Origin of the sequence: Streptomyces sp. NPDC047049 (assembly GCF_040643995.1) — a bacterium.
In the GTDB taxonomy this organism is placed as follows: Bacteria; Actinomycetota; Actinomycetes; order Streptomycetales; family Streptomycetaceae; genus Streptomyces; species Streptomyces mooreae.
Genome location: NZ_JBEYVM010000023.1, coordinates 59,937 through 84,521, shown reverse-complemented (window position 1 = coordinate 84,521; position 24,585 = coordinate 59,937). Strand labels below are relative to the sequence as shown.

Sequence of the window (24,585 nt, the reverse complement as noted above, 5' to 3'; positions counted from 1 at the left end):
GCACGATGTCCGTGATCGCGCTGACCTCAGCACACGCGAGTGGGGTGACCGTCTCCTCCCTGGCCATGGCACTGGCTGGCCCGCGGCCGTCGTTGCTCGCCGAGGCCGACGCCAAGGGCGGCTCCATCCGGACCGGCTACCGCATGGGCGAGTGGGGCGGCGAAGTCGGCCTGTGGCACCTGGCCCAGGCCGACCGCGAAGGCGCCCTCGCGGAAGCCTTCGAGGCGCACCTACGCCGCCTGGATGCCTCCGGCAGCCGGCTGTGGCTGCCGGGCCTGACCGATCCGCTGCAAGCCGCGGCCCTCGCCCAGACCTGGGAGCCGCTCAGCCTGCTGCTTCAGGCCATGGACCAGCACGCCGGATACGACGTCGTCATCGATGCCGGCCGGGTCGTCCTCGAGCCGGGCGGAGTCCATCCCTCCCTCTTCCCGCGGCCGCTGCTGCACCGCGCCGACCTGGTCCTGCTGGTCATGCGCAACACCATGACCAGCGTGGCGCAGACGCTGCCCGTCGCCCGTTCCCTCCAGAAGGAGTTGGCGGAGCGCGGTACGGGCGCTGACGCACTGCGGCTGCTGCTGGTGCAGGAGGGCGACGTGTCAGGCCACGACATCGCCCGCCGCCTCGAGATCCCGGTCATCGGCACACTGCCGTGGGAGGAGAAGACCGCCCGCATCCTCACCCACGGCACGACCCGTCAGGTGAAGCCGGGCGCGATGCGGCTGCTCAAGCACGCCCGGGAAGCGGCCCGCGCCGCCGAGGTGGACGCCAGCACACGCCGGCTGCGGATGCAGCTGCCCCCGCCGCCCGTGACGTCGCCGGTAGTTGCCGGTGTGGTCCAGCGGCTGACCGCCCCGCACCAGGAGGTGACGATCAGTGGCTGACCGCAACGGCTTCCCCGTGAACGGCACTGCCCTGTCCGGGATGCTCAAGGATGTGCTCGCGCAGCGCCAGCACAGCGGCGCCCCCACGCCGGCTCCCCCGCCGTCGTCGGAGGCTGAGGTACAGCTCTCCAAGGGCGACGCGGCCGGCCCCGGCCGCCTGGCCGAGCTGCCCGGTGTGCTGCCTGTCTCGCGGGCCGTGATCCGGGAGCTTCAGGACGCGGTCTCGCAGGACCTGGTGGAACAGGAACGCAAGAGCGAGAGCCGGCTCAGCGCGGAGGACCAGCTGGAGCTTGCCCGTTCCCTGGTCGCCAAGCGCGTGTCGGCCTGGGCCGTCGAGCACGCCCGTACAACGCGGCCACTGTCCGGCCCCCAGCTGGAGACCATCCGGCAGGCCATCATCAATGCACTGTTCAAGGCCGGCCCGCTCCAGCAGCACCTCGAGGACGAGAGCGTCGAGAACATCGTCGTGGACGGCGACCAGGTCCTCGTCGACTACTTCGACCGGCCCACCCAGCGCGTCGACCCGGTAGCCGACGACGACGAAAGCCTGGTCGCGCTCATCAACCGGCTCGCCGCGCGCTCCGGGCACGGCGACCGTGTCCTGAACCCTGCGACCCCCATGGTCAATTTCCGGCTCCCGGACCGCTCCCGTGTCGCGGCGACGCTGCTGACCACCCGTCCCACCATGGCGATCCGCCGCCACCGCGTCATGAGCGCCTCCCTGGAGGACCTCGTCGAATGGGGCACGCTGAGCCCGGCGCTGCGCGCGTTCCTGTGGGGGCTGGTCACGGCGAAGCAGACGATGCTGATCGCCGGGGACATGGGCGTGGGCAAGACCTCGCTGCTGCGGGCACTGGTGCGCAAGGTCGGCGCGGGTGAGCGCATCGTGACGTTGGAGACCGACCGCGAGCTGTTCCTGGACGAGGATCCGAACGTCGCTGCGCACGTGATGGCGATGGAGGAGCGCGCTTCCAACGGCGAGGTCGGCAAGGACGGTCGGGAGACCGGGCGGATCACGATTGCCGACATGTATCCGCACACGCTGCGGATGCTGTCCACGCGCGTGGTGGTCGGTGAGGTCCGCTCCACCGAGGTCGTGCCGATGCTCGATGCGATGAGTTCCGGCGGCCGCGGCAGCATGTGCACCCTGCACGCCGCCTACCCGCGCCTGGTCCTGCCCCGTCTGGTGCAGCTGTGCCAGAGCGCCGGCAAGGACGTCGACTCCACCCACCAGCTCGTCGCCAACGCGGTGGATTTCGTGGTTTTCATCCGGCAGACCGACCAGACGCAGATCGGCGGCCGCCGCCACCGCTACGTCTCCGACGTCCTCCAAGTCACCCCCGGCGAAGGCGGCCAGCCCGCCTTCAGCCGCATCTTCGCGCCGGCCGGCGACGGAGACCCGCGAGGAGTGCCGAAGGACCTGCCGACCGGCGAGGTGATGCAGGAGCTGGCCGACACCGGCTTCGACAAGCGGTGGCTGACCGAGGAACAGTACGGACGCTGGCCCAAGCCGATGGAGTTGGTGCGCCGATGAGTCTGGGACAGCTCGGGATGCTCGGCGCCCTGTGCGGCCTGCTGATAGTGGCCGGCATCGTTCTCTCCGTACGGTCGTTCAAGCCGGCGGCCGCAGCGGATCGCGCCCGGCCGCAGCGAGCCTCGCTGTGGCAGCGGGTGTGCGAGTCGCTGCCCGGCGCGTGGGCGGAGCGCTACCGGTGGATCGTCGTCACTTCCGGCGTTGTTGCGGTCGCGGTGTGGGTCTGGACGGCCCGGCCCGTTCAGGGGCTGTTGGCCGCCGCGGTGGTGGCCGGGTTCCCCTGGATCTGGCATCCGTCGGTCACCTCCACCCGCCGCATCGTGCGGCTGGAGGCGTTGTCGCGCTGGCTGCAGCACTTGGCCGGCGCGCACGTCGTCGGGCACACCCTGGAGGCCGCGATCAGCGGCGCGATGCGCCAGGTACCCGCTGAAATCCACGCCCCGGTGCGCACGTTGGAGGCCCGTCTGCGGATGGGCGTCGATCCGGAAGCGGCCTACCGTGCGTTCGCCGACGACTTCGAGGACGGCGCGGTCGACAACGTGGTGCTGGTGTTCATCACCCACATCCGCGACCGCGGTCGCGGCATGGTCGAGACGCTGCAGACCCTCTCCGACCTGACGGCCGAAGAGGCCGCGTCGCTACGGACGGTGGACGCGGACCGCCAGAAGGTCAGGACGCAGACCCGCTGGGTGGCGATCATCGTGCTGGCCATGGGCTTCACCATGGGCAGTAGCTTCGGCCCCGCGTACAACAGCGCGGGCGGGCAGATGTGGTTGCTGCTGATGGGCGCCGGATTCGTGGGGGCCCTGGTGTGGCTGCGGCGCCTGTGCGCGGTCAAACCGTCGCCGCGGCTGCTGCGGCCGCGTGCGGCCGAGGAGACGAAGCAGGCCGCGATGGCCGGGCAGGGGGGCGTTGGATGATGTCGATGGCAGGCGCCGTGTATGGCGCGATGATCGGCGGCGGCGCCTTCCTGGTGGTGCGGGAGTTGCTGCCGTCCCGCCCGGACCTGGGCAGCGTCCTCGACCGCCTGGAGAACACCACTCCGGCCCCGCAGAACTCCACGGCGCCGGGGGCTTCGCGCAGCGCGATCTGGACCGAGCAGGTCGGCACGCGCGTCCTGGGGTCCGCCGGTGACCGGGTGGGAGTACCGCGCAAGGACCTGGATCTGCTGGGGATCTCACCGGCCAAGCACGTCGGTGACAAGGTCATCGGCGCCATCGGTGGCTTCGCGATGCCGCAGATGGCGCTGGCCATGGCCGCGCTGCTCGGTGTGCCGCTGCCGTTCGTGGTGCCGCTGTTCGTCTCGGTGATGTTCGCGGCGATCATGTGGGTCTCCGCCGACACCAACGTGCGCTCCAAGGCGACCAAGCTGCGGCTGGAGTACCGGTATGCGGTGGCGTCCTTGATGGAGCGGGCCCGGCTGCAGCGCGGTGCGCACTCCGGCGCCGAGCGGGCCCTGTACGAGACAGCGGCCGTCGGCGACGGGCGCGTCTATGTGCGGATCCGGGCCGCGCTGGACCAGGCCCGGCTCTCGGGCACACCGCCCTGGGACGCGCTCAAGGCGCTCTCCGAGCAGCTGGACGTCCCCGAACTGGCCGGACCGGCGGATACGTTCGCGCATGCCGGCGGCGAGGGCGCCTCGATCGTCGCGGCGCTGGAGACGCAGGCCAAAGCGCTGCGCAAGCGGTTGCAGACCGACGTCCAGGCCGAGGCCAACGCCGACTCCGAAAAGAGCGTGGTGCCGGGCACGGTGCTGTTCGTCATCCTTTTCGCGACCCTCGGCTATCCGCTGTTCCAGGCCCTCATCAGTACCTGACCGCTCCGGCGGCACCGATCAGAAGTCCACCACCGAAGGGGGAAATCCCATGAAGCACACCGCCCGCACCCTGCGCTCCCGGCTGACCGACCGCTGGCTGACCGTCGTTGCCCGCATGACGAGCAGCCGGAGCGACGCCGGCCTGGAGACCCTGGAAAAGCTCATCATCGGCGCCGTCCTCATCGTCGCCGCCACCGCCTTCGGCGTCGCGTTCAACGGCAAGTTCAACGAGCTGATGAACACCTTCAAGAGCTCGTTCTGACATGTGGCGGAGCTGGAGGCAGCGGTGGTGCGCGCGGTGCGCAGGCATGCGGGGCGATGAGGGAATGGGAACCCTGGAGTTCACCATCATCGCCCCGGTCATCATGCTGATCCTGTGCGCCGGGCTACAGCTGGGCATGTGGTACCTGGCCCAGGAGGCCGCGCTGACCGCGGCCCGCAAGGCCGCCACCGCCGGCGCCGCCTACCAGGCATCCCCCGCGGACGGCACCGCCCGTGCCCGCAGCTGGCTCGCCGGGGTCCACCTCATCAAGGGCACGAACGTCTCCTCGGCCAGCTCCACCGCCGACCGGGTCCGCATAACGGTGACCGGGACCAGCCTCTCGCTGGTGCCCGGCTGGACCCCGCAGGTCACCAAGTCCGCCGAAGTGCCGGTCGAGCGCTGGAACGTGGGGCCGTGATGACCAAACTGCACCGCCTGCGCTGGCGGGACGACCGGGGCACCTACACCCTGGAAACCGTCATCTGCGTGACGTTCCTGCTGCCCTTCCTGGGACTGCTCGCCGCCTACGGCCTCGCCGGGGTATTCGACAGCTCCGTCGACAACGCCGCCAACAGCGCGGCCCGCGCTGCTTCGCAGGCCGCCGACGCGGACACCGCCCAGGTCCGCGGCCGCGCCGCCGCCACCGCGGCCCTGCGTCAGGACGACCGCAACTGCACCAGCCGGACCGTCAGCATCGACACCAGTTCCTTCAACGCACCGCTCGGACAGGCCGCGAGCGTGACCGCCACCGTCACCTGCACCGTCCCGCTCTCCCAGCTGACGGTCCCGGGCCTGCCCGGCTCCAAGACGCTCACCGCCACCGCCACGAGCGCGCTGGACCAGTACGCCGACCGCGCGGAGTGACCATGCTGCCCCTGCCCGCCACCTTCCGACGGTTTCTGCGCCGCCGCTGCCACAGCGCAGACGGAGACCGCGGATCGGCCACCTTGTTCTGGATCATCGTCGGCATGGTCTTTCTCGGCCTGCTGGCCCTCGTCGTGGACGGCGGCGGGCAGCTCAAAGCCTCCGCGCACGCCGACGATGTCGCCAACGCCGCAGCACGGGCGGGCGGTCAGCAGATCGACGCCGGCAAGGCCATCCCGGGCGGGGAGGTCGTCGTCGACCCGGAAGCCGCCGCCTCCGTCGCCCGGGACTTCTTGCACCAGGCCGGGGTGGAGGGCACCGTCACGGTCTCCGGCGGCGGCAAGCGCCTGGAGGTCAGCGTGACCGACACCTACCACTGCCTCATGCTCGTCGGCGTCGGCCGCCCCACACTGCCCGTCACCGGACACGGCACCGCCCAGCTCGTCCACCAGGTCGGAGACTGACTCCCATGCCCCACCCCCACTCCCCCACGCGCCGCCCCTGGCCACTGACCCTGGTACGCATCACCGGCAGCCTGGTGGCCCTGGTCGCGCTCGTCGCCGGCCTGCCGCTCGCGCTGCTGCGCGTCGGCACGCTGCCCGCCGGCGTGCCCTCGGCGGGCGATATCGGGGATGCACTGATGGCGCCGGATGACGGGCAGGTCCTGTTCACCGCCATCACGCTGGTGTGCTGGGTGCTGTGGGCGTGGTTCATCGCCTCCCTGGTCGTGGAGGCCGCAGCCCTTCTGCGCCACCGCACCGCACCGCGCGTGCGGGGCCTTGCCGCACCACAGCGTCTCGCGGCCGTGCTGCTGGGCGGCCTGCTGGTGCTCCCGTCGGCCACCGCAATCGCCGCGACCCCCGCCACCGCGGTTGCCCACAGCGCCACAGCAGCGCCCGGCCCCTCCACCCCGCATGCTCCGACCGCGCAGAAGGCCGCGCACGCCGGGCCCCGGCATACCGTGGGTGCCACGGGTGAGACCGTCTGGGACCTGGCGGAGCACTACCTCGGCGACGGGCGCCGCCACGCCGAAATCCGTGCCCTGAACCCCGGATTGCCGCAGAGCGCGACGCTGCCCGCCGGGACCGTCGTCAACCTGCCGACCGAGGCGAGCGGCGTGCACACAGACCTCGCAGCGGCCGTCCCGGCCTCCGCCGAGACCGGCACGAGCAACGAGAAGAAGACCGAGCCGTACACGGTGGCTTCGGGCGATTCGCTGTCCTTCATCGCGCAGAAGAAGCTCGGCGACGGGGACCGGTGGCGCGACATCTACGCCGAGAACAAGGACACGATCCGCGATCCCGACCTGATCTACCCCGGCCAGCACGTCGACCTGCCGCAGCAAGAGGCCACCCCCGCCCCGCCGGCCGAGGGCAAGCACGACCAGGACCAGGACGCGGCCCCGCAACACGAACGGCACACGCACGAGCCGGACGACGGCAGCAACGCCGCGCCCCATCACGAGCACCAGCAGCCCGACGCTGGCGGCGAGAAGACCCAGCCCGCACCAGATGCCTCCCCGGAAAAGTCCGGCGGGCAGCAGGGGCACACGTCCGCCCCCGAGCGCGAGCCCGCTGCGCCCCAGACCGCTGAACCCACCGCCCCCCACTCCCCCACGAAGGCAACTCCCGCACCGCACCAGAGCGCCCCCGCTTCGGACTCGGCGCGGGCCAGCTCCGGTCAGATCGCCGCGATCGGCGGCGGCGTCCTGGCCGCCGCGCTGCTGTCCGCGGTGGCCACCCGGCGCATCCTTCAGCAGCGCCGCCGGCACCGCGGCCGCCGCATCGCCCTGCCCGAAGACGGGGCCGCGGCCACCGAGCAGAACCTGCGCACCGCTGAGGCGGCCCTGGACACCACCATGCTCGACGGGGCGCTGCGCACCGCGGCAGTCCACCTCACCGCCGCCGGCCGGGAGCTGCCGCCGCTGTCCGCCGCGGTGATCGGTCCGCGCGAGATCGTCCTGCACCTGACCGAACCGGCGGCCCCCGTGCCGCCCTTCACCGCGGCCCCCGACGCGCTGCAGCGGTGGACCTGCCCGACCCGCGGGGGCGACCTGCTGCCCCAGGAGCAGACCGACGACGTCGAATCCCCCTACCCGACGCTGGCCTCCCTCGGGTGGGACGAGCAGGGCCACCTGATCCTGCTCGACCTGGAGAACGCCGGTCACCTCCACCTCACCGGGGCCGACCGGCACCGGGTGCTGCGCACCCTGGCGCTGGAGCTGGCCGCCTCGGAGTTCGCCGACCACCTCACCGTCTCCACCATCGGCCCGTCGGCGCCCGGCCTGCGCGAGGAGCTGCCCGAGCGGGTCATCGAGCACGCGGACATCGCCAGCGCTCGGGCCGCTATCCGGACGCATCACACCGAGCAGCAACGTGCCCTGGCCGTCATGGGAGCACCGGGTCTGCGACGCGCACGGACCGGCGAGGAGACCGCCGCGGCGTGGAGCCCGCACCTCCTGTTCGCCGACGCTGATGCCGAGGACGTCGCGGGCACGGAGCTGGAGGAGCTGCGGCAGGTCGTTGCCGACTATCCGCGGTCGGCTACCGCGCTGTTGACCACCGGCAGCAGCGGAGCCGCCCTGCCGGGGGCCCAGGTGGTGGAGGCCGATACCTCAGCCGGGCCGGTCACCCTGCTGCTGCCGGGCACCGAGGTGGAGGTCTCGTGCAACGTCCAGGCGCTCAGCGATGAGGACTACGCCTACGCGCTCGAGGTACTGGCGACGACCCGCGCGGACGACGTGCCCGCCGCCCAGCCCGTCACCACTCCCCCGAAGGCCGTCCCCGACCTTTCGCAGTACGCACCGGCAGCGGATGAGCCCGCGGCCGCGGCCGTCACTCCCCCGGCAGTGGCGCCGTCCAGCCCCCCGGCTCAGGTGCCGAGCCTGATGGCCCAGTTCGCCGTCTACGAAGACGAGCCGCCCACCGAAGCGGACAACCAGGCGCCTGCCCCCGCGGGCGACACCAAGGGCGAGGATGCCGACGGCTTGCCCACCGTCGACGAGATGAACGAGCCCGCTCCGTCCGGCTCTTCCGCGTCTGCGGCGCAGCACCGTAGTCCGGCCGTCCACGCGCATGTCTCGCTCCTGGAGGAGACGCCGAAGCCGTCGCCGAAGCCCGAGGTCACGGTGGACGCCGACGGCGACGGCCCTGTGGTGCGGATGCTGGGCCCGGTGGACCTCGAGGGCGCCCGGGGCACCATCGAGTCCAAGCGCAAGCGCACCTGCATCGAGCTGGCCGCCTGGCTGGTGCTGCACCCGAACCTGGACCATCACGCCGTGGACGAAGCGATGTGGCCCGGCCGGGACACCGCCCGCAAGTACCGCAACGCCACGGTGAGCCGCCTGCGGACGTGGCTGGGCACCGACGAGGACGGCAGCCCGTTCTTCCCGCCCATCGCCACCACCAGCGACGCCCGCTATGCCCTGGCCCCGGCCGTCGATTCCGACTGGCACCGCTTCCAGCATCTGACCGCGGCCGCCGCAAAGAGCCCCGGCCCGCATGCCGCAGCCCAGCTGCGTGCCGCACTCGAACTCGTGCGGGGCCGGCCGTTCTCCGGCGTGAACAGCCGGCGCTACGCCTGGGCCGAGCACCAGGCCCAGGACATGATTTCCGCGATCGTGGACGCGTCCGCGGACCTGGCCGAGCACTGCCTGGCCCAGGGCGATCCGCGCGGAGCACTGTGGGCGGCAACCAAGGGGCTGGACGCGGCACCCGAGATGGAGAACCTGTACCGCATCCTGTTCCGCACCTACGCCGCCCTCGGCAACTACGACGCCCTGGAGCGGGCCGCGGAGAAGCTCGACACCCTCAACATGGAGTTGGGCGTCGACATGGAAGAGTCCACCGCCGAAATCCTGGCCCAGCTCAGCAAATCCGCCTGACCAACCGACCCGGGCCGTCGCGCACCGGTCTAGCAGCACGAGAGGACACCGCCGCATGCTCAGCCAGCTGCTGGCCACGCTTGTGGGCCTTGTGGCCGGAGCAGGTCTGCGCCCGCTCGTCGTCGCTCTCGCCGTCCCGGCTGGACAGCCCGCCGACGTCACCTGCCCGGCCTGCTCACCGCGGCCGGTCCCGACGTGGGGCCCCCACACCCTGCGGCTCCTTCCGCCCGGCGGCCACTGCCCCAACTGCCGTGCCCGGCTGTGTGCGCCCTGGCTGCCGGAGCTCACCACCGCCGCCGCGTTCGCCGTGGTCGCGGCCGGTGGCGCTGCCGGTTGGTACGCCGCCGCCCAGTACTGGATCGCGCTCCTAGGCGCCGGCCTTCTGCTGATCGACAGCGCGGTGCAGCGGCTGCCGAACCTGCTGACGCTGGCTGCCGCCGTCGGCACGCTGGTGTTGCTCACCGCCGCATCCGCTCACCACGAGGCCGGGAGCCTTCTGCGTGCCGCGGTAGTCGCGGCGGCGGCCGGTGGGCTGTTCACCGTGCTCGCCGTTCTGGGCACCACCGGGCTGGGCGACGCGAAGCTGGCGATCTCCCTCGGTGCGGTGCTCGGGTGGCACAGCTGGCAGGCCGCAGTCCTCGCGCTCGTCCTGACCTATCTCCTCGGCGCCATGGTCGCGGTTCTGCTCCTGCTCACCAGGCGCGGACACCGCAAGAGCACACGGGCCTTCGGGCCGTTCCTCATCATCGGCACGCTCGCCGCCGCCCTCACCACAAGCACCTGACCTCCGGCTGGCCGCCAGCACCTGATTCGCATACCCGCGGTCCGCGCACCGGCCCGGCTACCCACTTGCTTACCCCGCAGCGAATACCCGCAGGTCCCCGAGTTGGACGGGCCCGCCTGCGGCGTGGCCGATGGCCGTCGAGCACATCGGCCACGATGCGGCCGTGGCCGATGACCGACTCCGGGATTTCGGCCATCGGCCACGGGGTGGCCAGCCGTGGCCGATTGGACGCGCAGTCGTGGCCGGTGGCTCATGGCCGGTTTGGGAATCCGGATCGGTCACGAGGCGGATCGGCCAGACCCTCGTCGGCAACGGCATGACCGGTCAGCTGCCGGCAGACGCTTCAGCCAACTCCGCAAGCGGGTCCGCGGCGAGGGTACGACTGCGGGCGGGTATGGGCGGAGGCAGCCGCCGGTCGACTTGGGGGTTCCTTTGGCTGGTGTGCCGTCGCGCGGCATGCGGTGGTGAGGAGCTGGCTGGGGTGGCCGATGGGTACTGCGCCATGCGCAGAGCGGATACCCGGATGCTTACCCTCGTCGGATACCCCGCAGGTGCGCCGCGGGGCGAGGTGTGGCCGTGTGGCCGACTCCGGCACTTCGGCTATCGGCCATCGGCCACGGCGCCGATCGGCCATGGCCGATTCGATGGAGCGAGGTTTGTCGGCCTATCGGCCACAGCCCGCCGTGGCCCTGTGACGCGTGCCGACCGTGGCTGATGCTGTGGCTCGGCGACACGGCCGGTCGGTCACATGCGGTGGGTGACCGACCTCAGATGCGACCGGCCCTGCTGTCGCTCGCGAGCCTCCTTGACCTCCTTGGCCGCGGCGACCGCACGCTGGCCCGTTCGCGGGGCTACTTCCAGTCGACGAGCAACCTCTGCACCAGACAGCTTCTTACCGGTGGCCTCCGCCTCGATCAGCCACTGCACCACCTGCTCGATCCTCTGCTCCTCGGGGTCGAGCTCTTGCTGCTCCGCTTGCAGCTTTCGCGCTGTGGCCTCACCGGTGTCCTGAGAGGCGGTCTCCCACAGTTCAGGCTGGCCGGTGGTCTCGGGCACGCGCGAGGGCGGGATCGTTGGCGGTCGAGCTGAAGCGACGTCTGTCTTACCGCTCGCGCCCTGTCCGGTGGCCGAGGAAACCGGATGATGCGCATCCTGCCCGCCGGTGGCCGACGCTGTGGCCACCGGTTCCGGAAGCGGGGCTGAAGGGGCTGGCGCGGGGCTGGCCGGCTCGTGCTCGACCAGGCTCCTGTACGTGGGCTGGCCGGCACCAGCCACCTGCCACTGCTCAGGCTCAGGCTTGGGGTCGACCACGTCCATGGCGCCACCAGTCGCGGCGAGGTGTTCCCGGCGCAGCTCTTGCAGGGCGGGGCGAAGCGTGGCTTCGGGAAGCGGGCCGTCTGTCTCTGGGTCGGTGATGCCAGCGTCGGCGAGGTATAGGGCGAATTGCCGAGAGTTGGGGTGGCTGCCGTTCAGCGCGAGGTAGGCGTGGAAGGCTTCGGCTAGATCAGCGGTGCCGACTGTCGGCTCGGGCGTCTCCCTCGCGCTGACGCCTGCGGTTGCTGGGCTGGTCCCCTCGTCCCGGCGGCCGGCCAGTTCGGTGGTGTATGCGGGTGCGCCGGGGGAGTACTGGGGGGCATCGTCCGATGCCAGCTCGGCGGGAGCCTGGTCCGCCAGGTCCTCAATCGGAGTCTCGATGCCCGCCGCGGCGAGACCAGCCGGTGCGGTCTTCACCAGCGGTACGCCGTACCGGGCGAGCCGCAGTGGCATCAGGGACTCCACGGGAGCCTTACGGCGCCAGCTCCGCCCGAACCGCGACCGCAGACGCGCCTGGTAGACCAGCCGTTCCTGCTCCAGCTTGATCACCGCGTCGTAGGAGCGCAGCTCCCACAGCTTCATCCGCCGCCACAACAGGAACGTCGGGACGGGCGACAGCAGCCAGCGCGTGATCCGCACACCCTCCATGTGCTTGTCCGCCGTGATGTCGGCGATCCGTCCGACGGCGTGCCGGGCGGCCTCGACGGTGACGACGAACAGCACCGGGATGACCGCGTGCATGCCCACGCCCAACATGTCCGGCCAGGCTGCCGCGCCGTTGAAGGCCACTGTCGCGACGGTCAGCAGCCACGCCGTCTGCCGCAACAGCGGGAACGGCATGCGGATCCAGGTCAGCAGTAGATCCAGGGCGAGCAGGACACAGATGCCCGCGTCGATGCCGATGGGGAAGAAGTAGGCGAAGGAGCCGAAGCCCTTCTTGAGGGCCAGCTCGCGAACCGCCGCGTAGGAACCGGCGAACCCGATGCCAGCGATCACGGCTGCCCCGGCGACGACCACGCCGATCAGGATCCGGTGAGCCCGGCCGATCTTCGTCGGCATCCCCGTCCCCACAGCCACGCCGCTCCCCTTCTTTCACAGTGCTTGCAAGCGACCCTCACACTCTCATGGCCGCTTGCTGACCTCCCCTGTCAGGCGGACGTACAGCAACGATCGTCAGCGAATAGTGATCGTCCGGGAACGTCGATGGGCGGGACCAGGAGCGCTCTGGTCCCGCCCATCGGCATATGGTCAGCGTCGCGGCTGCTCAGACAGGAAGGTACTGGCCCGGTTGGAAGCCTTGTCCGCCGTCGCCTTGGCATCGGCCAGGATCTTCGCGGCCTGATCCGGGTTCTCTTCGAGAGCTTTCTTGATCTTCGCTGGGGCAAGGGCGCGGTGCGCTGACTCCAGCTCGGAGACGGCCGCGCGGAGTGCGTCCAGGGCCGGTGTGTCGCGGGAGGCCCTCTCCGATTCGCCCTGTCGACCACCGGACTCACGGCCGTCCTGAGGCTGGGCCGTCGCGAGTTCGCGGGCCAGCGCGGTCAGTTCGTCCTGGGTGAGTTCCTTCTCTGCCTTACGGGGAAGCTGCTGGACGATGCCCTTGATCGCTTTGACGGCCACCTTCTGGCCGGTCGTGTCCTCGATGGTCTCGTGGACGGCGACGGAGACCTCGGCTCCGTAGTCCTTGGTGATCGGGTTGAGGGCGCCGGCGGCCTTCTTGCCGATCACCGGGATGTCTGCACGTGCAGACACATCGTTCGAATTACCTTCGAACGCTTTGTCTGCGCGTGCAGACAGCAACTCGCCGATCGCATAGGAGCTCATCTCCTCGTACGCGAGCGGCCGGGACTTGTTGAAAATGTCCTGGGCGAAGTCCTCGAAAGTGCGGTGTGTCTTGCGGTACAGGCGCCGGGCGTTGATGTTCGCCATGGCCTTGCCCATGACCCACCACGCGTTCTCGAACTGCTTGATGCCTTGCATGCACAGGGCGAGGATTTCTTCCTCTTCCTGGCTGAGGTCACCGGTGGCGCCCGGCGTCTCCACGGGGTCCGGCAGGTCGGCGAACGTCAGCATCTTCTCCGCGCGCCCCTGGGCGAAGGTGATGGTGTGTCCAGCGGCCGGGCCACCGGCGGAGGCGTTCGGCACCTCGGGCAGCGCCGCCCCCTGCTGCCCCGGGAGCATCGCCTTGTCCTGATTGTCGGCCTTACGGGCCTGACGCTCCTTGAAGGGATTGGACTTCACGGCAGCAGCCCCCGGTCTTCCATCTCGGTGACGAGTTCGTCAAACACCGAGCCCTTCGCCTGGATCTCGCTGCCCTCGTGGGTGCGCATGTATTTCACGACCGCTGGGACCACGGTGCTGAAGACGTTGTAGCCCTCGTCCTCCAGGTATTCCCGAACCTGCTTGATCTCGCTGACGCCGGTCGGGGCCTTGCACAGGAGAATCCAGGTGGCCGGCGGCTGGCTGTCCATGCGCAGCGCCGCGACATTCCGGATGAACTCCTTGGTCGGGAGCTCCTCCATCCGCTCAACGTCGTTCATCGACGGCGGCAGATTAATGATGGCGAGGTCTGCGAGCCGCAGCACGGAGGCGCCCACGGCCTGGTGGTCTTCGAGGTGGCCGACGTCGACGACGCCGATGCCGTCCTCGAACCCGGCCGGGGTCATCTGCGGGGTGTTGAGGTGGAAGGCCGGGGTGGCTGCTTGCTGGACGACGAAGGGATAGTTGCCTGCTGCCTGCCAGCGGCTGAACTGCTTGGAGTCGTCTGCGTCGTAGCCGATCACCTTGCGTCCGCGCTCGTGCAGTGCGTGGCCCATCCACGCTGAGTTCGTGGTCTTGCCCGTACTGCGGGGGCTCACGTTGGCGAGGTAGAACATGGCGTGAGCGTACCGAGGGTTCGCCCCTCTTTCCGCATCGGCTGCCGGGTCTTTCCACAGAATCTGAGTCGGGGGCCCGCATGTCGGGCGTGGCTGCTCTGCGTCAAACGCATGGGGTCCGTCCCCATCACACCCATAGGAGACGGGCTTTGTGGGTGTGGCTAAGCGCGCTACTTGACCTGATCGGCCTAGTGGCGCGCTCCGTTTCCGAACGGCATGCGCAGGCACCCTAGCCTGCTCCTGACCTCCACACCTGAAGGGAACGATGGTCATGGATCAAGGATGGGCGGCGCTGCTCGGTGCCGCGATCGGCGCCGTCTTCGGGGTCGGCGCGGCGATCACCGCCGCGTGGCTCGGTCGCAGCGGGTTGAAGGTGCAGGCCCAGGCGATGATCCAACAGACTGACGGGCAGGCCGCCGCTACGCGTGAGCAGTGGAGGCGACAGATATTGCGGGATTCGTGTATCGAGTTCGTTGCGGCATCTCGCTCGCACGTCCAGGCCATACGCCGGTACCACGCCCTGGTCATGTTTGATCAGCAGGGCTTCGATCGAGACCCGGAGCAGATCCGCCGAAACTACTTCGACAGAGGGACGCGGATGCAGTCAGCTGGCCTGGTCCTGGAACTTGAGGGCAGTCAAGAAGTGAGGGAGGCCGCTGCGAGGGTGCTGGAAGCAGCCCGGGCGGTTCCGCACCTCGGTGAAGATCAGGGCAACTACGCCGATGCCCAGGAGAAGACCCAGCACATGTGGGAAGCCATCAACGAGTTCGTGCGGGTTGCCCGGACTCGCCTGACACTCTGACTCTCGTCGGTGGTCTTCGAGCCTGCGGGCCAACTACAACGCTCAGTGGGGCGGTCAGCGTCCTGGGCGGCAGCACGGCCTTCATCGGTGGACTCGAATCGCCTGTGCGGCGATCTGACGCCCTGGCAGGCGCGTCAAGGTCGGACCATACCAACCGCTTCGAGTTCGGCCGTGCATGGCGCCGTTCTGGCGGTCGCCTTTTGGGCGATGAGGGCGAAAATTACCGTTTCAGCCACTAGTTGCCCCGCGCGCGGTAGCCCGTGTGCAGCCCCCTGTGGGGTAGCAGTGCGGGTCGACTCGCCCCAGGCTCGACTATCTGTGCGTGCACCTAAAACGCACGAAAGCCCGTGCCGCTGCATCGTTCGCAGAGGCACGGGCCTTCGTGGGTCTCAGTGCGCCCAGATCGTCGGCATCCGGTCCGCCTACGCCGTCACGGTACCCGCCCCTTCGACGGCGGCCGCCAGGAGCACAGCGACGTCGGTCTCGTACGGGTCGTTGTAGGCGGCGTGGTCGCTGACGTCGAACGGCGCGTCCTTCGCGGTGACGGTGAAGCCGGGGATGACAGTGGCTGCCTTGCCCTCCAGCTCGGTGTTGACGCGGCCGGCGTCGCGGGAGGCGAGCCAGGTCTGGGTGTAGGGCCCGAGGCGGAGCAGCGTGTAGCAGGTGCCGTCGCTGCGTCGGGCTTCGACGTGGACGCCGTAGTGAGCGGGGTCCATGCCGACGTCGTCGGGAAGGGGCAGGCCCGCGGCGGCGTGGGTGAGCATGGCGTAGGCCGGCTGCCAGACTCCCAGGATCGTGTTCGTCTCGCAGCGCAGCCAGCCCTTGTCGGTGTAGCCGAGGCGGTGGCCGTGGAGGTAGGCCGCGGCGTGCGGGGTGTCGGGGTGGGCCAGGGAGACGGCAATCAGGTCGGGGCCGTGGTCGTCGCCGGAACGGGGGCGTGCGCGTTCGATGAACGGGCCGACCCTCACGGCGACGTCTTGGGGGCAGCCGGGGGTCCAGAGCTCTGGGTGGCGCACGGCGGCGAGCATCGCGCGGAACGCGTCGACGACGGCCAGGTCCTCGGCAGACAGGGCGCTGGGGGCGTTGCCGCAGCGGCGGAACATACGACGGCTCATCAGGCGGTCTCCTGCTGGGTGCCGGGGCTGGCGGGCGTCTTAAGGACGCGTGGCAGATGGACGTGGAGGTGCTCGACTTCGACCTCGCGGCCGCGGTCCCGGAGTGCTCGGGCCAGGAGTTCCGTAAGGCCGCTGGCGCGGTGCCGGCCGCCGGCACATCCGATGGCGATGCGGCGGGGGCCGGCGGGCAGAGTCGCGTAGTCCGCGAGGTTGTTGAGCAGTTCGCGGGCGCCGGGGGTGTTCAGGACGACGTCCTGGACGCGGGGGTCAAGGCCGTCGAGGTCGAGGATGTCGCGGGCTGCGGCCGGGTCGCGGAGCCGGTCGCGGACGTCCTCGATCCGGTCGGCGGCGGGCGGGACGGGGGAGCCGTCGGGGCCGGTCGGCAGGTGCAGGTAGCCGAAGGAGGTCAGGCGGAGCGGGTGGGGCGGGCGCATGAAGGGCGCCTCCATTTCGCTGATGGGGAGCAGGCGGTGGAGCGGCGCTGACTGGCCGGGTGCGTCGGGCGCGGCGCTCCGGGTGGTACTGCTGGGTAGTGGTGTTGCTGTTCTAGGTGCGCTGGGTGGCAGCGTGACCGTGGTTGAGCACCAGGAGTTCGCGGTTGCGCCGCTGCTGCTGGGGCGTGAGCGGCCGGGGCTGCGGGCCGTGCCGGTGCCAGAGCGGCGAGGCGGCCGGCTCAGGGTAGGCGAGGGCGTGGTCGGCATCGCGCCGGGTGCTGTTCATCGAGCCGCCCGCAGGTTCGGCAACTGTTGGAGCACCTGTGCCACCAGTTCCTCGGTGGGCTTCCAGGGTCCGAGCTGCCCGCTCGCGGGGATCGGCAGGGCGAGGGCCTGGACGTCCGAGAGCTCCAAGTGCCACGCGCCGGGCTCCGCCCACGGCGTGCATCGCGGGGAGTCGGCCGGGTCCTGGTGGCAGCCCGTCAGCCGGGCTACGCCGATCACCGTGCCGGTGGCCAGCGCGCGGCCGTGGATCGTACGGGCGACCAGCGGCAGGCGCAGGGCGGGGCGGTCGATGCTCTGGCCCGCGTGGAGGAGCAGCCAGCCGCGCCAGGACCAGGGCCGCGGGCGGTTCTCGATCGGTTTCGCTCCGGCGACGATGCACTCGGCGTGCGGCTGCTTGATGGTGATGCCGCGGATCCAGGTGCCCGGGTGGGCCGGGGCGTGTAGGCGTCCGGTGGAGGCCATACTGGTCTCTCCCTCTCTCGTCTCGAACGGGGTGGGTGGTCCGGGGCGGCCGATGGTTTTCCGGCCTGGCGGCCGTCCCGGGCGGAAGCTCCTGCCGCGAAGTCGGCTTCGTGTTGCTTGCGTTGAGGAGCCACTGCGACCGCCCCGACCTCTGCTTTGGCGGGTAGGGGCGGCACAGAGTGCGCTCAACGCATGTCAGTTGATCGCCTCGAGGGCGTTGCGCAGGTGTGTACGCGCATGGGCCAGGAGCGTCGCCTGGTCGTCCTCGGCGCTGTTCAGCGCGTCGGTGAGGTACGTGGTAGCGGCGTCAAGTTCCTCCTCGGCCTCCTGCAGATTGCCCAGGCTGGCGCTGCCCAGGACGTTCCGGACGCGGTCGATCAGGTCAATGAAGTCGGCCGGCGAGGGGTCCTGCGGCGTGTCCTCCGCGATGAAGGTGGCGAGGTCCGCGCTGAAGCATGCGGCGAGCGCGGTGAAGGTGTGGGCGTGGGTCTGGGTGTCCATGAGTGTCTCCTCAGTAGTTGAGCTGGACGGTGATCGGCGTACGAGGGTCGCCGCGGTGGGTGTGGACGGTGCGGCGGTGCTCAGCGAGGCCGGCGCTCCCGCCCTGGATGGGCAGGTGGCAGGTCGGGCAGCCGCGCCACCACTCGTCTCCGGCCGGGAGGTCAGCCGGGGTGAGCGGGTGCGGGTGCGGCCCGGGGGCGGCGCGGCTCACGCGCGGACCGCGTCGGCGTACTGCTGCTCCAGGTCGGCGCGGCCTTCGGGGTCGTCGTCCTGGTCGTCGGTCTCCTGGTCGATGTCGTCGAACCCGCCGTGGATGGGGCAGACGGTGTCCGGGTCGCCGTCCATCTCGCCGCTGAGCGCCCGATGCAGGCAGCTGATGCTGTAGGCCGGCGCCCACGCGTAGCTTTCGCATTCCGGGTCGAACGGGCAGGGCAGGGCGACGTCGAAGCCGACGTCGCCCTTGCCGTCGATGTTCTGCCGCAGGGCGAGGGTGAGGTACTGCTGGCCGAGGCGGATCTCCGCCACCCGGTCACCACCCGCGATGTCGCAGCCGGGCTTCCACCGCCACATGTGCAAGATCTCCGGGCCAAAGCTGCGGCGGGGGAGGAGGAGGTCGCCCAGGCCGTCGCTGCCGTCCAATCCGAGGTCGGCGTTGCGGGCCTCGCTCAGGCGCCGCAAGTAGGGCTCCAGGCGGTACAGGCTGTCGGCGAACAGAACCTGGTTGAAGCCCTCCGACGCGAGGCTCGCGTGGGAGGCGACCATCGCCTTGTGCTGGGCGCGGACGGTGTCTTCGGGCACCGCCCGGTTGGCCGGCCTCGGCTTCTGCCGTTCGACGCAGACCTCGGCCGGGCTGGCGACGACCAACGCGACGGCGGGCATCTGGTGCCGCTTGGCGGCGGCGATCAGTTTGGCTCGCACCCACTGTTCGACGTTGGTCGCGTCGATGACGGTGTTGAGGCGCCGCGCCATGCGGCGCTCCAGGATGACAGCCAGCGCGTCGGCGGCATCTTGGGTGACGTCCTCGTCCTGGCAGCCGGGGTCGTCGCTCACGTCACCCCGCAGGGCGTCGAGGGAGAGAACCTGGGTGTCGGGCCAGGTGGCAGCGAGGGTGGACTTCCCTGCGCCGGAGGCCCCGATCAAGACCACGAGCGCGTTGTCCGGCAGGTTCGCGCGGAACGGTGAGTTCATGAGGTGCGTTCTCCTTGCAGGTCAAGAGCACAAGTGGCGGGACAGGCACGGCTGTTGCTCAGGCGGGGAGGGGCAGGGGGGCGACCAGGTGACGTCCGTTGGCCGCCCCCGCGGTCATCGCGTGGTGGCCTTGGTGGTGGCGATAAGGGCGGCGACGGTCTCCCAGCCGTGGTGCCACGAGCTGTCGAGGTGGAAAGCGCCGTTGATGCCGAAGTCGGCCAGCTTGTAGAAGTTGCCCTTGCCGGTCTTGGTGGCGATCTTCTCCAGCAGGCCCTTGCCCGGCACGCGGCGGTCGGCGGCGTAGTGGGTGCCGAAGGACACCGCCAGCGCCACGGCCGCGGCGGCGGGGTGGACCCGGATGCCGAGCGCGCGGGCGCCGGCCCCGGCGACGATCGCCTGCGTGGCCGTGTAGGTCAGGCAGTGGTGCAGGCACGCCTTGCGGCCGTCGGCCGTGCCGTGGGTGGTCTTCTCCTTCGTCTGCGGGTCTTCGTAGGTGACCGGGTGGTCGTCGGAGGCGCCCTTCACGCGGGCGCAGAAATCGTCCTGGACCCAGAAATCTCCGATCTTGCTTCCGGCGCGGGTCAGTCCGAGTAGGGCGGCGAAGACGTCTGGACGGTGCATGCTGGTGTCTCTCCTGATCTCGAATGGGGTGAAGGGGAGCGGGCGGCCGGCCTTTGCCGGTGCTGCGGTCGCCCGCTGGTCCCGCCCCTGGCCTGTGTGGCCGGGGGCGGGGTCGGTCAGAACGGGGGCTGGTCCCGCCAGGCCGGGATGGGCAGGAGCCGGATACGGAGCTCGCGCCGGTCGGACCAGCAGCCGCACGCCTCCATCTCCGGGAAGGCGCCTCCGACCCACCAGCCGCCCTCTCCGTGGCAGCGCGAACAGGAGCGGCGGGCCTTGGGGGTGAGCTCGATTCGGTGCCGGTCGACGAACAACGACCAGTTGCCGGCCTTGAGCACGGCGGTGGCCGTCGCCACAGCGACGGGCACGGCCGCGAGCAGCAGGGCGGCGGGCAGGCGCCGGACGGTCACGAGAGCGGGATGGCCCGGCCGATGCCGGCGTGGTCGTTGCCTCCGCTGCGGATCCTGCGGAGGTGGTCCTGCTCGGGGGTCATGCAGGGGCAGGGCGGGTCGTCCAGGCCCTGGCGGCCGAGATTGCCGCTGCCGCCGCATGCGACACAGCAGCCGTCTGCGGCGGGGTCCAGCGCCCAGTTGTGCCCGCAGCGGCGGCAGCGGGCACAGGGGGCGCTGTCGTCGGTGTGGGGGATGGGCAGGTCGTAGTCCTCGACGTCGGCGATCTGACAGCTGGGGCAGAAGCGGGGCGGCGGGCCGGGCGGTACGGGGCCGTCCAGGAGGGCGATGATGTGGGCGCCCAGGGCCCACGCCTCCGCGCTCTCGCGGATGTCCAGGCGGGAGATCGTCGCCTGGATCTCGATGCTCTGGCGCCGGAAGATATTGACGGCGAGCTGCAGCTGCTCCAGCTCCTGGGCGGCGGTGTCGGCTCGGCGCTTCTCGGCGACGGACCGGTCATGGAGTTCATGCATCGAGCGGTAGAGCCGACGGAGCTGCTGGCGGAGCTGGGGCCTACGGATGATGAGGAACATGGTGGGGCCCTTCAGTGATCTGGTTGACGAGGTTGAGTGCGCCTGCCGACGGCGGTTCGTCGGCGGGCGCGGGAGCCGGCGATGCGGGGAGCCGGGGCGAGGACCAGGCAAGGCGTCAGGTCTCAGCAGGTACCGCGGTCCGCAGCCGGTGAATGGTCCCCGTCTGCGGGGAGGCAGCGAGTCGCGGCGTGCGCGAGGATTTCGGCGTGGTCGAACGCGAGGTGGGGGAGCGCGTCCAGGGGCCACCAGTGGGCGGCGGTGGCGTCGTCCCCTGCCATCGGTGAGACGGGTGAGGGCAGGGTGGCCGTGTAGGCGACGCTGACGTACCGGCCGCGGGGGTCGCGTCCAGGGGCGTCGTAGGCGCCTACCTGCCGGAGGCCGGCGACCGGGACGGTGATGCCGGTCTCCTCCACCAGTTCGCGCGCCGCGGCGGCCAGGCTGGTCTCTCCCCTGTCCACATGGCCGCCGGGCAGGGCCCACTGACCCTTGAACGGGTCCCAGCCCCGCTCGATCAGCAGGACGTTGCCGGCGGCGAGCAAGACGACGTCGGCGGTGTAGCGAATCGTCTCGTCGGTGGCGTCGGTGGGCACGGTCGGAGGTCCTTTCGGTCAGGCGGCCAGCCGGTGCTTGGCCGGGGGAGCGATGTAGGTGCGCGGGTCGGCGGGAGTGCCGTCGTGGCACTCCAGGCAGTTGCCGAGTGTTTTGAGCGGGAGGCACGTGAAATACCGGCGCGAGCAGCGAGGGCAGGTCTGGCGGGCTGCCATCGCTTTGTCGAGCGCGGCCTCCTTGCCGAGCGTCATCGGGCGCACAGGCTTGGCGAGGTCGGTCCGGTAGAGGTACGCGTACCGGCGGCCGTTGCGGCACAGGATTTGCGCGGCGATCGGCTGGCCGCCGATGCGCAGGCCGAGGGCGCGCAGTTGGCGGCGGGTGGCCAGGCCGTCATTGGCCGGGGCCATCCGCCAGGGGTAGGTGGGGAGGCCGCCGTGGTGCTCACCGGTTGGGTCGAAGTCGCGTGCACGCACTGGCTTTTGCCTCCGGGTGAGGTGGTGGTCTCGCTCGGTACGCATCCACCATGCTGTAAACGAGTTTCTCCTGTCAACACGTTTACAGACGAAAGGCGTTGACAGGTTTTGGCTTGGGCCCGATCCTCAAGGGCATGACGAACACACCTCCCGAGCACGTCGGCGTCACCGAGATCGGGGAGATGCTGAGCGTGAGCCGCCAGCGGGCCAACAAGCTGGTGGCGCGCGCCGACTTCCCCGCTCCGGTCGCCCAGACGAAGGCAGGCAGAGTCTGGGAGCGTGCCGCTGTCGTGACGTGGGAGAAGGGGTGGGACCGGACGAACCGCGGCGGCCGGCCTCCGAGAGCCGCCCAGGAGTAGCTCGAGCCCATCACCAGTTGCGCCGCACGGATATGACTTCGTTCGGCGCAACTGCCGTTTCCGATGGATTCGACGTCAACTCATCAGCTGGCTGCGCAGTTGGTGGGACAGGCCGGGCGGCCTGTCCGGTCCTCGGCAGCCACGGGGCGGCCGAGAACCAGGCAGAGCGTCGGGTCAGCGCGGACTGGAACGGCGCGCCCCCCGCATGGGAAGGGCGCCGTTGTGTGGCCGCGGTTATGCGGCCTCGTCGCTGGCCTTCTCTGGTCGGCCGCCCAGGGCCACCTTCGAGGCTTTCCCTTCCTTGATCCGGTGGATCTTTCCTGCCTTCTCCAGCTTGTTCAGCACGTTCGCGAAGGTCGACTCCGCCACCCCGCAGGCGGCCTGCAGTTGGCCCCGCTCCACGTAGTCGATGTCGTCGGGGACGATCTCGTCGCCCTCGTCGACCATGTCCACGTACATGGGGTCGGACTCGTCGCGGAGGGCGGCCAGGACCTTCTCCTCGGACGTCAGCTCCTTGGCCTTCGGGAGATCGACGCCAGCGAACGAGGCGGGGGCTTCGTCGGATCCGCCGCCGTCGTCCTTCTCCTCGAAGCCGGGGATGGGGGTCTGGGCCAGCTCCTCCATGTGCGCCTGGTCGCCCCACCAAGGGACGTCGACCGGGGCCATGATGTTCTCCGGCCGGATGTGCTCGGTGGCGTCCTCCAGGGTGTCGATCCGCATCATGCCGGCGCGCCCGCCCGGTGCCGCGATGTAGCCCAGGCCGAAGGTGCGGCGCGGGTCCGACTCCTCCATGGTTGGGTCGTACACCAGCGCGTCGTCGTCCTCCACCCATACCGGCGGGATCAGGGAGGGGTCCAGGCCCTCGAAGCCGGGGGGAAGGTCGCCCAGGTTCACCTGGTCGCTGTCGGTGCGGAGGATGATCCAGGTTCCGCCGGCCAGGAGGTTGGCGCGGATCGCCTGCTCTCCGCCCAACTGGTCCAGGTTCACGGTCTGGTTGATCAGGACCCAGGGCATACCCATGGAGCGGGTCAGAGAGGCGCCGTCCTTGACGATCTTCACGGCCTCCTTGCGGTTCGGTGCGCCCGGGGCCAGCATCTGGGCGGCCTCGTCCAGCAGGGTGGCGCAGTACGGCCGCATCGCGGACGGTGTGAAGTTTTTCAGGTCCAGGCGGGCGGCCTCTTCGATCCGGTGCTGGAGGACCCACCAGGACAGCCGCATGGCGCCCAGGGCGCCGTACTTCGTCAGGCCGCTGTACGCGGCCATCTTCGGAATCGCGGGGTTGCTGGCGCCCTTCGGGTCGCCGTAGATCTGCGCCATCTTGTTGGCGTGGTACGCCAGGCTGATCATCTGGCCCGTGCCTCCCTTGCCGGAGCCGGTGGTACCGGCGATCACGACGTGGAGGGCGCCCAGCTTCCGGTCGAACAGCTGGATCTTCGCGGGGAAGCCGGAGACGATCTTCCCGATGTTGACCCAACCGCCCGGGGTGGCCACCAGGGAGTCCAGGCCCTGGAAGTCGTGGCCGGCCTCCAGCGGGTTGTGGTCCATGACGCGGATGATCGCGCGACGCGGATCGCGCCGTCCCGGCTCGTAGGAGACGAGGTCGATGGAGCGGCGGAGCGCGCCGGCCAGCTCCCCGACGTTGACGACGCGGGGGAGTGCGTCCAGGTCGTCGTCGGCCACGACGCGCGCCACCTGGCCGCCGGTGTTCTCGTCCTTGCCGACCTCCTCCAGGTGGGTCTTCGGAAGGAGGCGCGCCCGGACTCGCTTCCAGGCGCCCTCGAGGGTGGAGGGGTCCAGCTCCGCGCGCTGGGTGTACCAGACGGTGATGAACGCCTCTCCGGAGTGCGCGCCGTACTTCATGTCGATGTCCTCGACCGAGCGGCCGAGGAGGCTGGAGACGGTCTCCTTCGCCACGTTCACGGAGTCGCCCAGGGCCGCGGTGATCCGGCCCTCCCAGCGGTCCGCGTAGATGACGACGTCCGACAGGACCTGGTTGCGGTGACGTCCCGTCTTCGGGTCGCTGATCACCCGCCCCCAGGCAGCAATCATCTTGTCGGCCAGGGACACCGGGCCGGGCGCGCCGGTATTGGTCGGGCCGGTCTCCGTCGGTGCCTGCTCCACCTCGATCTTCCGCCGGCCGAAGATACGGCGAAGGCGCCAGCCGGTGAAGACGACCGCGGCCCACCAGCCCAGCGACAGGATCCCGGGAACGGTGGTCGGCTCGAAGACGCCGGCCATCAGCGCTTCGGACGTCTCGGCTCCGCCCAACTGGCCCACGGCCAGGCCCATACCGGTGGTGATCGTGGAGATCCCGATGGTGTCGCGGTGCGCCCGCGCGATGTCGAGTCCGGGGAGCTGGTTCGCCCAGCGGCCCAGGCGGTTCATGTAGTTGGCGCCGGCGAACGTCGCACCGGCCAGGAAGCCGGCCCCGACGTAGGCCGCCGCGTTCGGGTCCAGTTGGGGGGACAGGATGCCCACCCCGACGGGGAGGACGATCTGGAGCGCCGCGGCGGCCCGTTCCGCTGGCTCCGCCTTCGGCACGGTCTTAGTGATGGTGGGCATCGGGGTGCTCCTGTCTGGATGCTGGGTGGTCCGCAAGGGCGCGG

General features: G+C 70.5%; 28 protein-coding genes. 12 read left to right on the top strand and 16 right to left on the bottom strand.

Going from position 1 to position 24,585, the window contains the following annotated elements; all coding sequences use genetic code 11:
- Positions 1 to 5 precede the first annotated feature (5 nt).
- The 10 genes from ABZ851_RS33100 (at position 6) to ABZ851_RS33055 (ending at position 10,024) form a co-directional block, all read left to right on the top strand.
- Positions 6 to 881, top strand: coding sequence for a hypothetical protein (locus ABZ851_RS33100; RefSeq protein WP_361135620.1), 876 nt, complete (start codon positions 6 to 8; stop codon positions 879 to 881).
- A complete protein-coding gene (locus tag ABZ851_RS33095) occupies positions 874 to 2,415 on the top strand; it encodes an ATPase, T2SS/T4P/T4SS family (protein ID WP_361135617.1) in 1,542 nt (513 codons plus the stop codon). Before ABZ851_RS33100 ends, ABZ851_RS33095 begins: the two co-directional genes overlap by 8 nt.
- Positions 2,412 to 3,335, top strand: coding sequence for a hypothetical protein (locus tag ABZ851_RS33090; RefSeq protein ID WP_361135614.1), 924 nt, complete (start codon positions 2,412 to 2,414; stop codon positions 3,333 to 3,335). The genes ABZ851_RS33095 and ABZ851_RS33090 overlap by 4 nt, the downstream gene beginning before the upstream one ends.
- 5 nt (positions 3,336 to 3,340) lie before the next feature.
- Positions 3,341 to 4,231 (top strand): hypothetical protein, encoded by an 891-nt coding sequence (locus tag ABZ851_RS33085; protein WP_361135611.1) that lies wholly within the window; start codon positions 3,341 to 3,343, stop codon positions 4,229 to 4,231.
- 49 nt (positions 4,232 to 4,280) lie between these two features.
- Positions 4,281 to 4,493 (top strand): hypothetical protein, encoded by a 213-nt coding sequence (locus ABZ851_RS33080; protein ID WP_361135608.1) that lies wholly within the window; start codon positions 4,281 to 4,283, stop codon positions 4,491 to 4,493.
- 64 nt (positions 4,494 to 4,557) lie between these two features.
- Positions 4,558 to 4,911 carry a TadE family protein gene (locus ABZ851_RS33075; protein ID WP_361135606.1) on the top strand — a complete coding sequence of 118 codons (354 nt, stop codon included), beginning with the start codon at positions 4,558 to 4,560 and terminating at the stop codon, positions 4,909 to 4,911.
- On the top strand, positions 4,911 to 5,357 hold the full coding sequence (locus tag ABZ851_RS33070) for a hypothetical protein (RefSeq protein ID WP_361135603.1): 447 nt from the start codon (positions 4,911 to 4,913) through the stop codon (positions 5,355 to 5,357). The genes ABZ851_RS33075 and ABZ851_RS33070 overlap by 1 nt, the downstream gene beginning before the upstream one ends.
- Positions 5,358 to 5,359: 2 nt before the next feature.
- The gene (locus ABZ851_RS33065; protein ID WP_361135600.1) at positions 5,360 to 5,821 is read left to right on the top strand and encodes a pilus assembly protein TadG-related protein; all 462 of its coding nucleotides are present in this window, start codon (positions 5,360 to 5,362) and stop codon (positions 5,819 to 5,821) included.
- A 5-nt stretch (positions 5,822 to 5,826) separates the two neighbouring features.
- Positions 5,827 to 9,240 (top strand): LysM peptidoglycan-binding domain-containing protein, encoded by a 3,414-nt coding sequence (locus ABZ851_RS33060; RefSeq protein WP_361135597.1) that lies wholly within the window; start codon positions 5,827 to 5,829, stop codon positions 9,238 to 9,240.
- A gap of 55 nt (positions 9,241 to 9,295) precedes the next feature.
- A complete protein-coding gene (locus tag ABZ851_RS33055; protein ID WP_361135594.1) occupies positions 9,296 to 10,024 on the top strand; it encodes an A24 family peptidase in 729 nt (242 codons plus the stop codon).
- A gap of 744 nt (positions 10,025 to 10,768) precedes the next feature.
- Here the strand turns inward: ABZ851_RS33055 and ABZ851_RS33050 are convergent.
- The 3 genes from ABZ851_RS33050 to ABZ851_RS33040 all read right to left on the bottom strand — a co-directional run bounded on the left by ABZ851_RS33050 (position 10,769) and on the right by ABZ851_RS33040 (position 14,211).
- Positions 10,769 to 12,397, bottom strand: coding sequence for a DUF2637 domain-containing protein (locus ABZ851_RS33050; protein WP_361135591.1), 1,629 nt, complete (start codon positions 12,395 to 12,397; stop codon positions 10,769 to 10,771).
- A 189-nt stretch (positions 12,398 to 12,586) separates the two neighbouring features.
- A complete protein-coding gene (locus tag ABZ851_RS33045) occupies positions 12,587 to 13,576 on the bottom strand; it encodes a hypothetical protein (protein WP_361135588.1) in 990 nt (329 codons plus the stop codon).
- Positions 13,573 to 14,211 (bottom strand): plasmid partition protein, encoded by a 639-nt coding sequence (locus tag ABZ851_RS33040; RefSeq protein WP_361135585.1) that lies wholly within the window; start codon positions 14,209 to 14,211, stop codon positions 13,573 to 13,575. Before ABZ851_RS33040 ends, ABZ851_RS33045 begins: the two co-directional genes overlap by 4 nt.
- A 271-nt stretch (positions 14,212 to 14,482) precedes the next feature.
- On the opposite strand from ABZ851_RS33040, the gene ABZ851_RS33035 reads away from it, so the two are divergent.
- Positions 14,483 to 15,013: a hypothetical protein gene (locus tag ABZ851_RS33035; RefSeq protein ID WP_361135581.1), complete on the top strand. Its 531-nt coding sequence runs from the start codon at positions 14,483 to 14,485 to the stop codon at positions 15,011 to 15,013.
- 422 nt (positions 15,014 to 15,435) lie between these two features.
- On the opposite strand, the gene ABZ851_RS33030 is transcribed toward ABZ851_RS33035, so the two are convergent.
- From ABZ851_RS33030 to ABZ851_RS32975, 12 genes are all read right to left on the bottom strand, one after another.
- Positions 15,436 to 16,128, bottom strand: a complete 693-nt coding sequence (locus ABZ851_RS33030) for a hypothetical protein (protein WP_361135578.1) — start codon at positions 16,126 to 16,128, stop codon at positions 15,436 to 15,438.
- Entirely contained in the window at positions 16,128 to 16,562 is a 435-nt protein-coding gene (locus tag ABZ851_RS33025; RefSeq protein WP_361135575.1) for an RNase adapter RapZ, read from the bottom strand. The genes ABZ851_RS33030 and ABZ851_RS33025 overlap by 1 nt, the downstream gene beginning before the upstream one ends.
- A gap of 112 nt (positions 16,563 to 16,674) precedes the next feature.
- Complete coding sequence (locus ABZ851_RS33020; RefSeq protein ID WP_361135572.1) at positions 16,675 to 16,848, bottom strand: hypothetical protein; 174 nt, start codon at positions 16,846 to 16,848, stop codon at positions 16,675 to 16,677.
- Positions 16,845 to 17,309 (bottom strand): hypothetical protein, encoded by a 465-nt coding sequence (locus ABZ851_RS33015; protein WP_361135569.1) that lies wholly within the window; start codon positions 17,307 to 17,309, stop codon positions 16,845 to 16,847. Before ABZ851_RS33015 ends, ABZ851_RS33020 begins: the two co-directional genes overlap by 4 nt.
- A gap of 195 nt (positions 17,310 to 17,504) precedes the next feature.
- Positions 17,505 to 17,810, bottom strand: a complete 306-nt coding sequence (locus ABZ851_RS33010; protein ID WP_361135566.1) for a hypothetical protein — start codon at positions 17,808 to 17,810, stop codon at positions 17,505 to 17,507.
- A 10-nt stretch (positions 17,811 to 17,820) separates the two neighbouring features.
- A complete protein-coding gene (locus ABZ851_RS33005) occupies positions 17,821 to 18,021 on the bottom strand; it encodes a hypothetical protein (RefSeq protein ID WP_361135563.1) in 201 nt (66 codons plus the stop codon).
- Positions 18,018 to 18,998, bottom strand: coding sequence for an ATP-binding protein (locus tag ABZ851_RS33000; RefSeq protein ID WP_361135560.1), 981 nt, complete (start codon positions 18,996 to 18,998; stop codon positions 18,018 to 18,020). The genes ABZ851_RS33005 and ABZ851_RS33000 overlap by 4 nt, the downstream gene beginning before the upstream one ends.
- Positions 18,999 to 19,112: 114 nt before the next feature.
- Entirely contained in the window at positions 19,113 to 19,619 is a 507-nt protein-coding gene (locus ABZ851_RS32995) for a hypothetical protein (RefSeq protein ID WP_361135557.1), read from the bottom strand.
- A gap of 116 nt (positions 19,620 to 19,735) precedes the next feature.
- Positions 19,736 to 20,026 (bottom strand): hypothetical protein, encoded by a 291-nt coding sequence (locus ABZ851_RS32990; protein ID WP_361135554.1) that lies wholly within the window; start codon positions 20,024 to 20,026, stop codon positions 19,736 to 19,738.
- A complete protein-coding gene (locus ABZ851_RS32985; protein ID WP_361135551.1) occupies positions 20,023 to 20,598 on the bottom strand; it encodes a hypothetical protein in 576 nt (191 codons plus the stop codon). Before ABZ851_RS32985 ends, ABZ851_RS32990 begins: the two co-directional genes overlap by 4 nt.
- Before the next feature lie 122 nt (positions 20,599 to 20,720).
- Complete coding sequence (locus tag ABZ851_RS32980) at positions 20,721 to 21,188, bottom strand: NUDIX hydrolase (RefSeq protein ID WP_361135548.1); 468 nt, start codon at positions 21,186 to 21,188, stop codon at positions 20,721 to 20,723.
- Between the two features lie 18 nt (positions 21,189 to 21,206).
- The gene (locus tag ABZ851_RS32975; protein WP_361135546.1) at positions 21,207 to 21,665 is read right to left on the bottom strand and encodes an RRQRL motif-containing zinc-binding protein; all 459 of its coding nucleotides are present in this window, start codon (positions 21,663 to 21,665) and stop codon (positions 21,207 to 21,209) included.
- A gap of 89 nt (positions 21,666 to 21,754) precedes the next feature.
- Between ABZ851_RS32975 and ABZ851_RS32970 the strand changes: the two genes are divergently transcribed.
- The gene (locus tag ABZ851_RS32970; protein WP_361135542.1) at positions 21,755 to 21,979 is read left to right on the top strand and encodes a hypothetical protein; all 225 of its coding nucleotides are present in this window, start codon (positions 21,755 to 21,757) and stop codon (positions 21,977 to 21,979) included.
- Between the two features lie 234 nt (positions 21,980 to 22,213).
- Here ABZ851_RS32970 and ABZ851_RS32965 read toward each other — a convergent pair whose 3' ends face one another.
- On the bottom strand, positions 22,214 to 24,541 hold the full coding sequence (locus tag ABZ851_RS32965; RefSeq protein WP_361135540.1) for a hypothetical protein: 2,328 nt from the start codon (positions 24,539 to 24,541) through the stop codon (positions 22,214 to 22,216).
- Between the last annotated feature and the right edge of the window lie 44 nt (positions 24,542 to 24,585).

What these genes read in the sequence shown, in the direction of transcription:
- ABZ851_RS33020 (WP_361135572.1), bottom strand. Translation starts at nt 16,848, where the DNA reads ATGAACAGCACCCGGCGCGATGCCGACCACGCCCTCGCCTACCCTGAG.
- ABZ851_RS33035 (WP_361135581.1), top strand. Translation starts at nt 14,483, where the DNA reads ATGGATCAAGGATGGGCGGCGCTGCTCGGTGCCGCGATCGGCGCCGTC.
- ABZ851_RS33065 (WP_361135600.1), top strand. Translation starts at nt 5,360, where the DNA reads ATGCTGCCCCTGCCCGCCACCTTCCGACGGTTTCTGCGCCGCCGCTGC.
- ABZ851_RS33040 (WP_361135585.1), bottom strand. Translation starts at nt 14,211, where the DNA reads ATGTTCTACCTCGCCAACGTGAGCCCCCGCAGTACGGGCAAGACCACG.
- ABZ851_RS33010 (WP_361135566.1), bottom strand. Translation starts at nt 17,810, where the DNA reads ATGGACACCCAGACCCACGCCCACACCTTCACCGCGCTCGCCGCATGC.
- ABZ851_RS32975 (WP_361135546.1), bottom strand. Translation starts at nt 21,665, where the DNA reads ATGCGTACCGAGCGAGACCACCACCTCACCCGGAGGCAAAAGCCAGTG.
- ABZ851_RS33055 (WP_361135594.1), top strand. Translation starts at nt 9,296, where the DNA reads ATGCTCAGCCAGCTGCTGGCCACGCTTGTGGGCCTTGTGGCCGGAGCA.
- ABZ851_RS32965 (WP_361135540.1), bottom strand. Translation starts at nt 24,541, where the DNA reads ATGCCCACCATCACTAAGACCGTGCCGAAGGCGGAGCCAGCGGAACGG.
- ABZ851_RS32970 (WP_361135542.1), top strand. Translation starts at nt 21,755, where the DNA reads ATGACGAACACACCTCCCGAGCACGTCGGCGTCACCGAGATCGGGGAG.
- ABZ851_RS33070 (WP_361135603.1), top strand. Translation starts at nt 4,911, where the DNA reads ATGACCAAACTGCACCGCCTGCGCTGGCGGGACGACCGGGGCACCTAC.
- ABZ851_RS33075 (WP_361135606.1), top strand. Translation starts at nt 4,558, where the DNA reads ATGGGAACCCTGGAGTTCACCATCATCGCCCCGGTCATCATGCTGATC.
- ABZ851_RS33015 (WP_361135569.1), bottom strand. Translation starts at nt 17,309, where the DNA reads ATGGCCTCCACCGGACGCCTACACGCCCCGGCCCACCCGGGCACCTGG.
- ABZ851_RS33085 (WP_361135611.1), top strand. Translation starts at nt 3,341, where the DNA reads ATGGCAGGCGCCGTGTATGGCGCGATGATCGGCGGCGGCGCCTTCCTG.
- ABZ851_RS33100 (WP_361135620.1), top strand. Translation starts at nt 6, where the DNA reads ATGTCCGTGATCGCGCTGACCTCAGCACACGCGAGTGGGGTGACCGTC.
- ABZ851_RS33025 (WP_361135575.1), bottom strand. Translation starts at nt 16,562, where the DNA reads ATGCGCCCGCCCCACCCGCTCCGCCTGACCTCCTTCGGCTACCTGCAC.
- ABZ851_RS33090 (WP_361135614.1), top strand. Translation starts at nt 2,412, where the DNA reads ATGAGTCTGGGACAGCTCGGGATGCTCGGCGCCCTGTGCGGCCTGCTG.
- ABZ851_RS33030 (WP_361135578.1), bottom strand. Translation starts at nt 16,128, where the DNA reads ATGAGCCGTCGTATGTTCCGCCGCTGCGGCAACGCCCCCAGCGCCCTG.
- ABZ851_RS32985 (WP_361135551.1), bottom strand. Translation starts at nt 20,598, where the DNA reads ATGTTCCTCATCATCCGTAGGCCCCAGCTCCGCCAGCAGCTCCGTCGG.
- ABZ851_RS33080 (WP_361135608.1), top strand. Translation starts at nt 4,281, where the DNA reads ATGAAGCACACCGCCCGCACCCTGCGCTCCCGGCTGACCGACCGCTGG.
- ABZ851_RS32995 (WP_361135557.1), bottom strand. Translation starts at nt 19,619, where the DNA reads ATGCACCGTCCAGACGTCTTCGCCGCCCTACTCGGACTGACCCGCGCC.
- ABZ851_RS33050 (WP_361135591.1), bottom strand. Translation starts at nt 12,397, where the DNA reads ATGCCGACGAAGATCGGCCGGGCTCACCGGATCCTGATCGGCGTGGTC.
- ABZ851_RS33060 (WP_361135597.1), top strand. Translation starts at nt 5,827, where the DNA reads ATGCCCCACCCCCACTCCCCCACGCGCCGCCCCTGGCCACTGACCCTG.
- ABZ851_RS33000 (WP_361135560.1), bottom strand. Translation starts at nt 18,998, where the DNA reads ATGAACTCACCGTTCCGCGCGAACCTGCCGGACAACGCGCTCGTGGTC.